The organism is Enterobacter sp. BIDMC 29 (assembly GCF_019378755.1).
GTDB lineage: Bacteria > Pseudomonadota > Gammaproteobacteria > Enterobacterales > Enterobacteriaceae > Enterobacter > Enterobacter ludwigii.
The window spans coordinates 4,826,579-4,840,939 of sequence record NZ_CP080000.1 but is presented as its reverse complement, the minus strand read 5'-3'; the positions used below and the strand labels follow the sequence as shown (position 1 = coordinate 4,840,939).

10 protein-coding genes are annotated in these 14,361 nt (G+C 56.4%); 7 read left to right on the top strand and 3 right to left on the bottom strand.

Features of this window, described 5'->3' with window-relative positions:
• Complete coding sequence (locus JTA15_RS21045) at positions 1-768, bottom strand: DedA family protein (protein ID WP_014168607.1); 768 nt, start codon at positions 766-768, stop codon at positions 1-3.
• A gap of 128 nt (positions 769-896) precedes the next feature.
• Positions 897-1,742, bottom strand: coding sequence for an arabinose operon transcriptional regulator AraC (gene araC / locus JTA15_RS21040; RefSeq protein ID WP_025205437.1), 846 nt, complete (start codon positions 1,740-1,742; stop codon positions 897-899).
• A gap of 336 nt (positions 1,743-2,078) precedes the next feature.
• On the opposite strand from araC, the gene araB reads away from it, so the two are divergent.
• From araB to rluA, 6 genes are all read left to right on the top strand, one after another.
• Positions 2,079-3,788 carry a ribulokinase gene (araB, locus tag JTA15_RS21035; protein WP_219372687.1) on the top strand — a complete coding sequence of 570 codons (1,710 nt, stop codon included), beginning with the start codon at positions 2,079-2,081 and terminating at the stop codon, positions 3,786-3,788.
• Positions 3,789-3,798: 10 nt separating this feature from the next.
• Entirely contained in the window at positions 3,799-5,301 is a 1,503-nt protein-coding gene (gene araA / locus JTA15_RS21030; protein ID WP_014168604.1) for an L-arabinose isomerase, read from the top strand.
• Positions 5,302-5,353: 52 nt separating this feature from the next.
• On the top strand, positions 5,354-6,049 hold the full coding sequence (araD, locus tag JTA15_RS21025) for an L-ribulose-5-phosphate 4-epimerase (protein ID WP_032679615.1): 696 nt from the start codon (positions 5,354-5,356) through the stop codon (positions 6,047-6,049).
• Positions 6,050-6,123: 74 nt separating this feature from the next.
• Positions 6,124-8,481, top strand: coding sequence for a DNA polymerase II (gene polB, locus JTA15_RS21020; protein ID WP_219372686.1), 2,358 nt, complete (start codon positions 6,124-6,126; stop codon positions 8,479-8,481).
• A gap of 128 nt (positions 8,482-8,609) precedes the next feature.
• The gene (gene rapA, locus JTA15_RS21015) at positions 8,610-11,516 is read left to right on the top strand and encodes an RNA polymerase-associated protein RapA (protein WP_040018606.1); all 2,907 of its coding nucleotides are present in this window, start codon (positions 8,610-8,612) and stop codon (positions 11,514-11,516) included.
• Between the two features lie 12 nt (positions 11,517-11,528).
• The gene (gene rluA / locus JTA15_RS21010) at positions 11,529-12,188 is read left to right on the top strand and encodes a bifunctional tRNA pseudouridine(32) synthase/23S rRNA pseudouridine(746) synthase RluA (protein ID WP_014168600.1); all 660 of its coding nucleotides are present in this window, start codon (positions 11,529-11,531) and stop codon (positions 12,186-12,188) included.
• A gap of 30 nt (positions 12,189-12,218) precedes the next feature.
• On the opposite strand, the gene djlA is transcribed toward rluA, so the two are convergent.
• Positions 12,219-13,034, bottom strand: coding sequence for a co-chaperone DjlA (gene djlA / locus JTA15_RS21005; protein ID WP_014168599.1), 816 nt, complete (start codon positions 13,032-13,034; stop codon positions 12,219-12,221).
• Between the two features lie 239 nt (positions 13,035-13,273).
• On the opposite strand from djlA, the gene lptD reads away from it, so the two are divergent.
• On the top strand, positions 13,274-14,361 hold a 1,088-nt coding region (gene lptD / locus JTA15_RS21000; RefSeq protein ID WP_255580130.1), incomplete at its 3' end, for an LPS assembly protein LptD.

Here is a 14,361-nt window from a genome sequence, read left to right as displayed (position 1 = left end):
TTAACGGCTCACCACCTTCAAGAGGATTTCACCGTACACCGGCATCAGCGGGTGGCGAATCAGGGCGACCAGCGCCACCACGGCAACCCCCAGCATTAACGGCGCGAGCCACAGCAGGCGCGAGCGTGGCAGATAACGCGTCAGGCGATCAACATTCGCTTTCGCGCTGCGCCACAGTCGCCAGCACAGCCAGGCAGCGATCCACAACAGCAGGGCCGTAGCCAGCAACAACCACTTAAATTCACCGCTTTGCATTCCGTCAGGAATATCAACGGTGGCCCCTGCCAGGATCCCCGGCAGAAAATAGAACGGCGGCCAGAAAACACAGCCGATGATGTTCGGCACCACGAATTTCGCAACCGGCAGATCCAGCATCCCCGCGACCATCGGCACCAGCGGACGCGTTGGTCCAACAAAGCGACCGACGAGGATCGTGAACATGCTGTGCTGATGCAGCGCGTGTTCGGTTTTATCCAGCAAGGCTTTGTTCTTTTTCATGAACGACCAGCGGTGCAGCGGTTTCTTAAAGCGCCAGCCCAGCCAGAAGGAGATCCAGTCGCCGAGTAAACAGCCGATAATCCCCGCCATCCACGCCTGCCAGAAATTCACTTCACCGCTGCCAATCAACGCGCCCAGCCCCGCCATCATCACCGTGCCGGGGAGGATCAACCCAACAAGTGCAAGCGATTCCAGAAACGCCACCAGCGCAACGGCGATAAGCGAATACATAACGGACTGGGTGATAAAATGTTCCAGCAATGCCTGCATAACTATTCCGGTCAGAAAACGAATCAGGGATTCTGCTTAGCGCCCTGCACCGCGTCAAGACAACAATTGTCTGAATAGTTTACAGGTTGCTTCGACAGTTCACCTGCTTGTTTATCTTTTTTTACCGTTTATTCACATCCTGCCCGGAATTCACTGGGGCTGGCACCGGTGCATTTTTTAAATACCCGGGAGAAATAGAGCTGATCTTCAAAGCCCACATTGCGCCCCACGGTGGCAATAGGCATGCGGGTGGTGCTGAGCAGGAGCTTCGCCTGGCTGATACGCTGGTCCTCACGCCAGCTCAGGACGCTAACGCCCAGCTGCTGACGGAACAGATGTGACAGCCGCGACGGTGAGAGACACACATGCTGGGCGACGCTGGCGATATCGAACTGGCTGTCGGCCAGATGGTCGCTGATGTACTGGCAGGCGTCGCGCACGCGGTTGTCCAGCGGAGGATTAAGTGACGCGTTTATCGCCTCCATCCGGCGCAACAGCACCTGTTCAAGCAGGTTAATCGCCAGCAGTTCGGCATACCGGCCACCCGCCTGCCCCGCTTCAATAATTTGGGCAAAGAGTTCGCGGAACTGAGCCAGATGAACCTCGTCCGGGCGATAAAAACCGGTGTGCGCAAAAATAGCCGGCCACGAGAGCCACTCCTGCCAGTAGGCGCGCGGGCGGAAGTAGACCCACTGGTGATACCACTCTTTGGCCTCCGGGTGGCGCCCGTAGTGGTGGATCTCCCCCGGCGGAAACAGCAGCATATCGCCCGGACGGCAGACAAACTGCTGATCGTTATTTTTGATAATCCCTTCCCCACGCACCGTCAGGTTCAGAATATACCCTTTCATCCCGAGCGGTCGGTCGACATAAAAATCGAGATATCCCTCAGCCTCAATAGGGGTCAGCCCCGCCACCAGGTGAGCATTAAACGAGTAGCCCGGTAATAAGGGATCGTTTTGCGTTTCGGCCATAGATTCAGTTCTCCCAAGGGTCCTGAAGGAAACCAATTGTCCATATCGATAAAAGCAGTATAAAAATGGCCCGCGAAAAGATCCAAAAAGCATCACGCCTCTTTTACGTCCGCCATGTTTCAGCCTTTTCCCCTGATTTCTCCGCCCACGGGGGCAGATCAGCAGTAACAAAAGTGTCTATAAGTGCGGCAGAAATGTCCACATTGATTATTTGCACGGCGTCACACTTTCTATTGCAACAGCAATTTAGTCCATAAGATTAGCGGATCCTGCCTGACGATTTTCGCCTCCAGTCTCTAATGTTCTCTCATACCTGTTTTTTGATGGAGCAACACCATGGCAATTGCGATTGGCCTCGATTTTGGCAGCGACTCGGTTCGCGCTCTGGCAGTGGACTGTACAAGCGGCCAGGAAATAGCAACCAGCGTTGAGTGGTACCCGCGCTGGCAAGAGGGGCGCTACTGCGATGCGCCAAATAACCAGTTCCGTCACCATCCACGTGACTACATTGAGTCAATGGAAGCGGCAATCAAAACCGTGCTGGCTGAACTGACCGACGCCCAGCGGGCAGAAATCGTCGGGATTGGCGTCGACAGTACCGGCTCAACGCCTGCCCCTGTGGATGCCGAAGGCCATGTTCTGGCGCTGCGCCCGGAGTTTGCTGATAACCCAAACGCCATGTTCGTGCTGTGGAAAGATCACACCGCCGTTGAAGAGGCCGAAGCCATTACCCGCTTGTGTCACCAGCCCGGTAAAACGGACTACTCGCGCTACATCGGCGGTATTTACTCCAGTGAATGGTTCTGGGCCAAGATCCTCCACGTAACCCGCGCGGACGCATCCGTTGCGCAGGCCGCGGTATCGTGGATTGAACTGTGCGACTGGGTACCAGCCCTGCTCTCCGGTACCACGCGTCCGCAGGATATCCGCCGCGGACGCTGCAGCGCCGGACACAAATCCCTGTGGCATGAAAGCTGGGGTGGCCTGCCACCGGCGGCGTTCTTCGATGAACTCGATCCCGTCATCAACAAGAGTCTGCAATACCCGCTGTTTACCGACACCTTCACCGCCGATATTCCGGTGGGTACGCTTTGTGAAGAGTGGGCGACGCGCCTGGGTCTGCCGCAAAACGTGGCCATCTCCGGCGGGGCGTTTGACTGCCACATGGGTGCGGTGGGCGCTGGCGCCCAGCCAAACACGCTGGTGAAGGTTATCGGCACCTCTACCTGCGACATTCTTACCGCGGATAAAGCCAGCGTAGGCGATCGGGCGGTAAAAGGCATCTGCGGCCAGGTTGACGGTAGCGTCGTACCGGAGTTTATCGGCCTGGAAGCGGGTCAGTCCGCCTTTGGCGATATCTACGCCTGGTTTGGCCGTGTGCTGGGCTGGCCGCTGGATCAGCTGGCCGCGGCGCATCCTGAGCTGAAGACCCAGATTACCGAAAGTAAAAAGCAGCTTTTGCCGCAGCTCACCACCGCGTGGGCAAAGAATCCTTCTCTCGATCACCTGCCGGTAGTGCTCGACTGGTTCAACGGTCGCCGTACGCCATTTGCCAACCAACGCCTGAAAGGGGTGATCACCGATCTTAACCTCGCCACCGACGCGCCAGCGCTGTTTGGCGGCCTGATTGCCGCAACTGCCTTTGGGGCGCGCGCCATTATGGAGTGCTTCACCGAGCAGGGCATTGACGTCAACAACGTGATGGCACTGGGCGGCATCGCCCGTAAAAACCCGGTAATCATGCAGGCCTGCTGTGACGTGCTGAACCGTCCGCTGCAGATTGTCGCCTCCGATCAGTGCTGCGCCCTCGGTGCAGCGATCTTCGCGGCCGTTGCGGCAGGCGTTCATGCCGATATCCCGACCGCGCAGCAGCACATGGCGAGCGCTGTCGAAAATACCCTCCAGCCGCGTGCTCAGCAGGCGCAGCGTTTTGAACAGCTTTATCAGCGCTATCAGCAATGGGCAAAAAGCGCCGAACTTCACTATCTCCCTGTCGCCGCCCCGGCCAAACACACCGCGGACACTACGGCAACCCTGACACATTAAGGACACAATAATGACCATTTTTAATAATTATGAAGTGTGGTTTGTCATTGGCAGCCAACATCTGTACGGGCCGGAAGCGCTGCAACAGGTGACGAAACATGCTGAGCACGTGGTCAACGCGCTCAATGCAGAGGCTAAACTGCCGTGCAAACTGGTGCTCAAACCGCTCGGCACGACCCCGGATGAGATTACGAACATCTGCCGCGACGCGAACTACGACGATAAATGCGCTGGCATGGTGGTGTGGCTGCACACCTTCTCGCCGGCCAAAATGTGGATCAACGGTCTGGCCATCCTCAATAAACCACTGATGCAGTTCCATACCCAGTTCAACGCGTCCCTGCCGTGGGACAGCATTGATATGGACTTTATGAACCTGAACCAGACCGCGCACGGCGGCCGTGAGTTCGGCTTTATCGGCGCACGTATGCGCCAGCAGCATGCGGTCGTCACCGGCCACTGGCAGGATCAGCATGCGCAAAAACGTATCGGCTCCTGGATGCGCCAGGCGGTGTCCCGACAAGATACTCGTCATCTGAAAGTGGTGCGTTTCGGCGACAACATGCGTGAAGTGGCGGTCACCGACGGCGATAAAGTTGCCGCACAGATTAAATTTGGTTTCTCGGTGAATACCTGGGCCGTGGGCGACCTGGTGCAGGTAGTGAATGAAATCAGCGATGGCGACGTAAGCGCGCTGGTCGACGAATACGAAAGCAGCTACCGTCTGACCCCTGCGGCACAAATTCACGGTGACAAACGCCAGAACGTGCTGGATGCAGCACGTATCGAACTGGGCATGAAACGCTTCCTGGAACAGGGTGGCTTCCATGCTTTTACCACCACCTTTGAAGACCTCCACGGCCTGAAACAACTGCCCGGCCTGGCGGTACAACGTCTGATGCAGCAGGGCTACGGCTTTGCCGGCGAAGGCGACTGGAAAACTGCCGCTCTGCTTCGCATTATGAAAGTGATGTCAACCGGTCTGCAGGGCGGCACCTCCTTTATGGAGGACTACACCTACCACTTCGAAAACGGCAACGACCTGGTACTGGGCTCGCATATGCTGGAAGTGTGTCCTTCCATTGCCGTTGAAGAGAAACCGATCCTCGACGTGCAGTACCTTGGCATTGGCGGAAAAGCCGACCCGGCACGTCTGATCTTCAACACCCGTACCGGTCCTGCCATCAACGCCAGCCTGATTGACCTGGGCGACCGTTTCCGCCTGCTGGTGAACTGTGTGGATGCGGTTGAAACCCCGCATTCTCTGCCAAAACTGCCGGTCGCCAACGCCCTGTGGAAAGCGCAGCCTGACCTGCCAACCGCCTCGGAAGCCTGGATCCTGGCCGGTGGCGCGCACCACACCGTCTTCAGCCACGCGCTGGATCTGAACGACATGCGTCAGTTCGCCGAACTGCACGACATCGAACTGACCGTCATTGATAACGATACCCGCCTGCCCGCGTTCAAAGACGCGCTGCGCTGGAACGAAGTCTATTACGGTTCAAAACGTTAACAGGGGAACCTTTGGCCTGCCGCAGGGCGGGCCTCTTTTCCTGGAGGATTGCATGTTAGAAGATCTCAAACGTCAGGTACTTGAAGCCAACCTGGCGCTGCCCAAACACAATCTGGTGACGCTGACCTGGGGCAATGTCAGCGCCGTTGACCGCGAGCACGGCGTCTTCGTGATAAAGCCGTCAGGGGTGGATTACACGGTAATGACCGCAGAAGATATGGTTGTCGTCAGCATCGCCACGGGCGAAGTGGTGGAAGGAAAGAAAAAACCCTCCTCCGACACGCCAACGCATCGCCTGCTCTACCAGGCCTTCCCGACCATTGGCGGTATTGTGCATACCCATTCGCGTCATGCGACCATCTGGGCGCAGGCCGGCCAGTCCATTCCGGCTACCGGAACCACGCACGCAGACTACTTTTACGGCACCATTCCCTGCACCCGTTTGATGACTGATGAAGAGATCAACGGCGAGTATGAGTGGGAAACCGGCAACGTTATCGTCGAAACGTTTGAAAAACAGGGTATCGACGCTGCGCAAATGCCCGGCGTGCTGGTGCACTCCCATGGACCTTTTGCCTGGGGCAAAAACGCCGAAGATGCGGTACATAACGCGATTGTGCTGGAAGAGGTCGCGTATATGGGCATCTTCTGCCGCCAGCTGGCACCGCAGCTTCCGGATATGCAGCCAACCCTGCTGGATAAACACTACCTGCGTAAACATGGCGCAAAAGCCTATTACGGGCAGTAAACTGTATATATACCCAGCATAAAATATTCAACCAGGCTATAATCAAGCCTGGTTTTGTTTTATGGGATAGCGGCGTGGCGCAGGCGCAAGAAGGTTTTTTACTTACCCGACACTGGCGGGATACTCCTCAGGGCACCGAGGTGGCATTCTGGCTGGCGACGGACAACGGCCCGCTGCACGTGACCCTGCCGCCGCAGGAATCCGTGGCTTTTATCCCGAACGATCATGTTGAGAAAGTAAAGCAACTGCTGCGCGGTGAAAATGGCTGGCGCCTGACACCGCTTGAACTGAAAGATTTCCACCGTCAGCCCGTACATGGCCTCTACTGCCGCGCCCATCGCCAGCTGATGCGTTATGAAAAACTGCTGCGCGACGCTGGCGTGACCCTGTACGAAGCCGATATCCGCCCGCCAGAACGTTTTTTGATGGAGCGGTTTATTACCGCCCCCGTCTGGGTCGACGGCACCGCGCAAAACGGCAGCCTTATTAACGCCCGTCTCAAACCCAACCCTACCTACCGGCCGCCGTTGAAATGGGTCTCGCTGGATATCGAAACCACTCGCCACGGTGAGCTGTACTGTATCGGCCTGGAAGGCTGCGGGGATCGGGTTGTTTATATGCTTGGCCCCCCGAATGGCAAGGCGTCCGCGCTGGATTTCCGGCTGGAGTATGTCAACAGCCGGCCACAGCTTCTGGAAAAGCTTAACCAGTGGTTTGCCGATCGCGATCCCGATGTGTTGATCGGCTGGAACGTGGTGCAGTTCGATCTGCGCGTGCTGCAAAAACATGCTGAACGTTACCGCATCCCCCTGATGCTGGGGCGCGGAAACAGCGAGCTGGAATGGCGCGAGCACGGTTTTAAAAACGGTGTATTTTTCGCGCAGGCCAATGGCCGCCTGATTATCGACGGCATTGAGGCGCTCAAATCTGCCTTCTGGAATTTTTCCTCTTTCTCTCTGGAAACGGTGGCGCAGGAGCTGCTCGGCGAAGGGAAATCCATCGACAATCCGTGGGACAGGATGGATGAAATCGACCGGCGTTTTAACGAAGACAAACCGGCGCTCGCCACCTACAACCTGAAAGATTGTGAACTGGTGACGCAGATTTTCCACAAAACGGAGATCATGCCCTTCCTGCTCGAGCGCGCGACGGTGAACGGCCTCGCCGCTGACCGGCACGGTGGCTCCGTGGCTGCCTTTAGCCACCTCTATTTCCCGCGTATGCACCGGGCGGGCTATGTCGCCCCCAACCTCGGTGACGTGCCACCGCAGGCAAGCCCGGGCGGTTACGTGATGGATTCCCGGCCCGGGTTGTATGACTCCGTGCTGGTGCTGGACTACAAAAGCCTCTATCCGTCCATTATTCGCACCTTCCTGATCGATCCCGTCGGGCTGGTGGAAGGGATGGCGCAGCCTGACGATTTGCACAGCACAGAAGGTTTTCTCGGGGCCCGCTTCTCACGGGAAAAGCACTGTCTGCCGGAAATCGTGGGAAACATCTGGCACGGTCGCGACGAGGCTAAGCGTCATGGCAACAAGCCCCTTTCTCAGGCGCTGAAAATTATCATGAACGCGTTTTACGGGGTTCTGGGGACTAGCGCCTGCCGCTTCTTCGACCCACGACTGGCGTCATCTATCACCATGCGCGGGCACGACATCATGCGCCAGACCAAAGCGTTGATTGAATCCCAGGGTTATGACGTTATTTATGGCGATACGGATTCCACCTTTGTCTGGCTTAAGGGCGCGCATTCAGAAGAGGATGCCGCGCGAATCGGCAAATCACTGGTGGCTTTTGTGAACGCCTGGTGGCAGGAAAGTTTGCAAAAAGAGCGGTTAAGCAGCGCGTTAGAACTGGAGTTTGAAACCCATTTCAGCCGCTTTTTAATGCCCACCATTCGCGGTACCGACCAGGGCAGTAAGAAGCGCTACGCCGGTCTTATTCAGGAAGGTGACAAGCAGCGAATGGTCTTTAAAGGGCTGGAAACCGTACGCACCGACTGGACGCCGCTGGCGCAGCAGTTTCAGCAAACGCTTTATCTGCGTATCTTTCGCAACGAGCCTTATCAGGACTACGTGCGTGAAACAATTGCCAGTCTGATGGCCGGTGAACTCGACGCCCAGCTGGTGTACCGCAAGCGCCTGCGCCGCCCGCTGGCGGAATACCAGCGCAACGTTCCGCCGCACGTCCGCGCGGCGCGTCTGGCGGATGAGGAGAACGTGCGCCGGGGGCGTGCCCCGCAGTATCAGAACCGGGGTACCATCAAATACCTCTGGACCACCAGCGGCCCGGAACCCGTGGATTACCAGCATTCGCCTCTGGATTACGAGCACTATCTTACGCGTCAGCTTCAGCCGGTCGCGGACGGAATTTTGCCCTTCATCGACGACGACTTTGCTACACTAGTGACAGGGCAACTTGGCCTATTTTGACACGTGACGAAATGGCTGCCATCCAGTACCATAGCGCCCTTTCCATTCCCGGACCCATTTTTCAATGACTGTCTTTTTTGACGGTGGTTGAACTATTGCCTGCAATTTACGATTAGAGCCGAACAAATATGCCTTTTACACTTGGTCAACGCTGGATCAGCGATACAGAAAGCGAACTTGGATTAGGAACCGTGGTTGCCGTGGATGCACGAATGGTTACCCTCCTTTTCCCTGCTACCGGTGAAAACCGCCTGTACGCCCGCAATGATTCCCCTGTGACCCGCGTGATGTTCAACCCGGGTGACACCGTGACCAGCCACGACGGCTGGCAGCTAAAGGTCGAAGACGTAAAAGAAGAGAATGGACTGCTCGCCTACATCGGGACTCGCCTGGACACCGACGAGGCCAATGTCATCCTGCGTGAGGTGCTGCTCGACAGCAAACTGGTATTCAGTAAGCCGCAGGATCGCCTGTTTGCCGGGCAAATCGACCGTATGGATCGCTTCTCCCTGCGCTATCGTGCGCGCAAGTTCCAGAGTGAACAGTACCGTATGCCGTGGAGCGGCCTGCGCGGTCAGCGTACCAGCCTTATTCCCCACCAGCTGAACATCGCCCATGACGTGGGCCGCCGTCACGCACCTCGCGTTCTGCTGGCAGATGAAGTGGGCCTGGGGAAAACCATTGAAGCGGGCATGATCCTGCATCAACAGCTGCTTTCCGGCGCAGCCGAGCGCGTGCTGATTGTGGTACCGGAAACCCTGCAGCATCAATGGCTGGTCGAGATGCTGCGCCGCTTTAACCTGCGTTTCGCTCTGTTTGATGACGAGCGCTATGCAGAAGCCCAGCACGATGCGGACAACCCGTTTGAAACGGAACAGCTGGTGATCTGCTCTCTGGATTTCGTACGCCGCAGCAAGCAACGTCTTGAGCATCTGTGCGACGCCGAATGGGACCTGATGGTGGTCGATGAAGCGCACCATCTGGTCTGGAGCGAAGATGCACCAAGCCGGGAATACATGGCTATCGAACAGCTTGCCGAGCGCGTACCAGGCGTCCTGCTTCTGACCGCAACGCCGGAGCAGTTAGGTCTGGAGAGCCACTTCGCCCGTTTGCGCCTGCTCGATCCAAACCGCTTCCATGACTTTGAGCAGTTCGTTGAAGAGCAGAATAACTACCGTCCGGTCGCCGATGCCGTTGCCCTGCTGCTGGCGGGTAAACATCTTTCGAATGACGAGCTCAACACCCTGAGCGATCTGATTGGCGAGCAGGATATTGAGCCTCTGCTGCAGGCGGCCAACAGCGACAGTGACAACGCGGATTCCGCGCGTAAAGAACTGATCGATATGCTGATGGATCGCCACGGCACCAGCCGCGTCCTGTTCCGTAACACCCGTAACGGGGTGAAAGGTTTCCCGAAACGCGAACTGCATACCATCAAATTGCCACTGCCGACGCAGTACCAAACGGCCATTAAAGTTTCCGGCATTATGGGCGCGCGCAAAACTGCAGAAGAGCGTGCACGCGACATGCTCTACCCGGAACAGATTTACCAGGAATTTGAAGGCGATACCGGCACCTGGTGGAACTTCGACCCGCGTGTTGAGTGGCTGATGGGCTATTTGACCGCGCACCGTTCTCAGAAAGTGCTGGTGATCTGCGCCAAAGCAGCCACCGCGCTGCAGCTGGAGCAGGTCCTGCGCGAACGCGAAGGTATTCGTGCCGCCGTGTTCCACGAAGGGATGTCCATCGTCGAGCGTGACCGTGCTGCGGCATGGTTTGCAGAAGAGGACAGCGGTGCCCAGGTCCTGCTGTGCTCCGAAATCGGGTCTGAAGGCCGTAACTTCCAGTTTGCCAGCAACCTGGTGATGTTCGATTTGCCGTTCAATCCGGATCTGCTGGAACAGCGTATCGGCCGTCTGGATCGTATTGGCCAGGCGCATGATATTCAGATCCACGTTCCTTACCTGGAAAAAACCGCCCAGTCCGTACTGGTGCGTTGGTTCCACGAAGGTCTGGATGCGTTTGAGCATACCTGTCCGACCGGCCGCCCGATTTACGATCAGGTGCACGCCGATCTGATCGGCTATCTGGCCGCGCCAGAGAACACCGACGGGTTTGATGAACTGATCAAAGCCTGCCGTGATAAGCATGAAGCGCTGAAATCACAGCTGGAACAGGGCCGTGACCGCCTGCTGGAGATCCACTCCAACGGCGGTGAAAAAGCCCAGGCGCTCGCTGAAAGCATTGAAGAGCAGGATGATGACACCAGCCTGATCAGCTTCTCCATGAACCTGTTCGACATCGTTGGCATAAACCAGGACGATCGTGGCGAGAATTTGATTGTCCTGACCCCGTCCGACCATATGCTGGTCCCGGATTTCCCTGGCCTGCCGGAAGATGGATGCACCATCACCTTTGAACGTGATGTGGCGCTGTCGCGCGAAGATGCGCAGTTCATCACCTGGGAGCACCCGCTGATCCGCAACGGTCTGGATTTGATCCTCTCAGGCGATACCGGCAGCAGCACCATCTCGTTGTTGAAAAACAAAGCGCTGCCAGTGGGTACTCTGTTGCTGGAACTGATTTACGTTGTCGAAGCGCAGGCGCCGAAACAGCTGCAGCTCAACCGCTTCCTGCCGTCAACGCCTGTGCGTCTGCTGCTGGACAAAAACGGCACGAACCTCGCCGCTCAGGTTGAATTCGAGAGCTTTAACCGCCAGCTGAGCGCGGTGAACCGCCATACCGGCAGTAAGCTGGTCAACGCGGTACAGCAGGATGTGCACGCTATTCTGCAGCTGGGTGAAACGCAGATCGAAAAAGCGGCCCGGGCGCTGATTGATGCCGCACGTCAAGAAGCCGACGACAAACTGTCCGCGGAACTCTCCCGTCTGGAAGCGTTGAAAGCGGTAAACCCAAACATCCGCGATGACGAACTGGCGGCGATCGAGAGCAACCGTCAGCAGGTGCTGGAAAGCCTTAATCAGGCTGGCTGGCGTCTGGATGCCCTGCGTCTTATCGTTGTGACGCATCAGTAAACGGAGCGCAAGATGGTGATGGAGCCTTACAATCCACCTCAGGATCCCTGGCTGGTGGTGCTTTATCAGGATGAGCACATTATGGTGGTCAACAAGCCCAGCGGCTTGTTGTCCGTGCCAGGGCGTCTGGATGAGCACAAAGACAGTGTGATGACGCGTATTCAGCGTGATTATCCTCAGGCGGAGTCTGTCCATCGTCTGGACATGGCCACCAGCGGTGTGATTGTAGTGGCGCTGAATAAAGCGGCGGAACGCGAGCTGAAACGCCAGTTCCGCGATCGCGAGCCGAAAAAGCAGTATGTCGCACGTGTCTGGGGGCATCCTCAGCCGGCGGAAGGTCTGGTGGATTTACCGCTGATCTGCGACTGGCCAAACCGACCAAAACAAAAGGTCTGTTACGAAACCGGCAAAGCAGCACAAACCGAGTATGAAGTGCTGGAGTACGCGCCAGATAACACTGCGCGCGTACTGCTTAAACCGATTACCGGGCGCTCGCACCAGTTGCGTGTCCATATGCTTGCGCTGGGGCACCCGATTCTGGGGGACAGATTTTACGCGCCGCCCGATGCACTGGCACTGGCGCCACGCCTGCAGCTGCATGCGCAGACGCTCACCATCACCCATCCGGTTTTTGGCAATGCAATGACGTTTAAAGCCCCGGTCGACTTCTGAAAAAAAGGCCCGACAGTGTCGGGCCTTTTTTTATTTGAAACTTTTCTTCTCTTTAATCAACTCGTACGCTTTCTGAATTTCCTGCGCTTTTTGCTTCGCCATCTCCATCATCTCCGGCGGTAAACCTTTCGCGACCAGTTTGTCCGGGTGGTGCTCACTCATCAGCTTACGATAGGCACGCTTGATAGTGGTCACATCGTCCGATGGCTTCACCCCCAGCACGTTACAGGCATCCTCCAGCGTCGGACCCCGCTGCGCCTGCTGCCAGGCACCGCCAGAGGACTGCTGGTGATAGCCGCCGCCAAACTGCGCACCGCCCTGCATCATACGCAGGAACTGGTCGAACTGCATACGGGAGATGCCCAGTTCTTCCGCAATAACGTATAAAACATCGCGTTCATTCGGATGAAGTGAACCATCGGCAAACGCCGCCTGGATTTGGATCTCCAGAAACATCCGAATTAAATCAAAACGGCCGAAGCAGATGCTGCGGAACTGACGCATTTTATCGCGCAGCGGATAGTTATCCGCTTTGCCGATGCGAAACGCATTTTGTGCCGCGAGACGGGAGTCACCATGCAGATTCATGCGGTCCATAAAGACGCTGGCTATCTGAATATCGGCTTCCGTCACACGCCCTTTTGATTTGGTTAAGTGCCCCATCACCTCAAACGTGGTGGAGAAAAAGAGGGACTGACGCTCACGCTGATTGGCAAACCAGGCCATTTTGCGGCTGCGAGCCTTATCAAACATATGGCCGATAATAAGCCCCAGTACGATCCCCCAGAACCCGGCACCCATGATGATGGCGAACGCAACGCCGATTATTTTACCCCAATACTGCATATACTCCCCGGTTAGTCATGTTCCTGGCCGACGCAACGTCATCATCACAGTGTTCAAGCCACGGTCAATTGAAGGACATCGCCTATAATTTGCTTTATCATACTCGTCATTCGATAGCGAGCCTAACACTCTGGCGCGCAAACGGGCAGGATTAACGCTGGTACTGCGCTGATGAGTAAGATAGTCTCTGAGCGTTTGTAAGCCGTAGCCACTGATGACGGAACAATAAAATACAACGTATGAAAAAACGTATCCCCACCCTCCTGGCCACAATGATTGGCACCGCCCTGTACAGCCAACAGGGACTGGCGGCCGATCTCGCCTCGCAGTGTATGCTTGGCGTCCCAAGTTATAATCGTCCACTGGTAAAGGGCGATACGAATAGCTTGCCGGTAACCATTACTGCCGATAGCTCTAAAGGCACATATCCTGACAATGCGACATTTACTGGCAATGTGGATATTAACCAGGGCAACAGCCGTCTGCAGGCAGATGAAGTGCAATTACACCAGAAGCAGCCGGAAGGTGCGGCCGAGCCGGTACGAACGGTGGATGCGCTGGGTAATGTGCACTATGACGACAATCAGGTCATCCTGAAAGGTCCGAAAGCCTGGTCAAACCTGAATACCAAAGACACTAACGTCTGGGAAGGTGATTACCAGATGGTAGGTCGCCAGGGGCGCGGTGATGCAGACCTGATGAAACAGCGCGGCGAAAACCGCTATACGATTCTCGAAAACGGCTCCTTCACGTCCTGTCTGCCCGGGTCTAATACCTGGAGCGTGGTCGGAAGTGAAGTCATCCATGACCGTGAAGAGCAGGTTGCCGAGATCTGGAACGCCCGCTTTAAGCTCGGTCCGGTACCTGTTTTCTACAGCCCTTATCTGCAGCTTCCTGTGGGTGACAAACGCCGCTCAGGTTTCCTGATCCCGAATGCCAAATACAGCACCACGAACTACTTTGAGTTCTATCTGCCGTATTACTGGAACATCGCGCCCAACATGGACGCCACGATCACGCCGCACTATATCCATAAGCGCGGCAACGTTATGTGGGAAAACGAGTTCCGCTACCTGACGCAGGCGGGTACTGGCCTGATGGAACTGGATTATCTGCCGTCGGATAAAGTCTTCCAGGATGAGCATCCAACAGAAGGTGATAAACACCGCTGGTTGTTCTACTGGAAACATGCCGGGGTGATGGACCAGGTCTGGCGGTTTAACGTCGACTACACCAAAGTCAGCGACCCTTACTATTTCAACGACTTTGACTCCAAATACGGGTCCAGTACCGATGGCTACGCCACGCAGAAATTCAGCGTGGGATA

Bases quoted from the DNA above. Each gene is read 5' to 3' on its own strand.
- araB (WP_219372687.1), top strand. From the start codon at position 2,079: ATGGCAATTGCGATTGGCCTCGATTTTGGCAGCGACTCGGTTCGCGCT.
- araA (WP_014168604.1), top strand. From the start codon at position 3,799: ATGACCATTTTTAATAATTATGAAGTGTGGTTTGTCATTGGCAGCCAA.
- rapA (WP_040018606.1), top strand. From the start codon at position 8,610: ATGCCTTTTACACTTGGTCAACGCTGGATCAGCGATACAGAAAGCGAA.
- araD (WP_032679615.1), top strand. From the start codon at position 5,354: ATGTTAGAAGATCTCAAACGTCAGGTACTTGAAGCCAACCTGGCGCTG.
- rluA (WP_014168600.1), top strand. From the start codon at position 11,529: ATGGTGATGGAGCCTTACAATCCACCTCAGGATCCCTGGCTGGTGGTG.
- djlA (WP_014168599.1), bottom strand. From the start codon at position 13,034: ATGCAGTATTGGGGTAAAATAATCGGCGTTGCGTTCGCCATCATCATG.
- JTA15_RS21045 (WP_014168607.1), bottom strand. From the start codon at position 768: ATGCAGGCATTGCTGGAACATTTTATCACCCAGTCCGTTATGTATTCG.
- araC (WP_025205437.1), bottom strand. From the start codon at position 1,742: ATGGCCGAAACGCAAAACGATCCCTTATTACCGGGCTACTCGTTTAAT.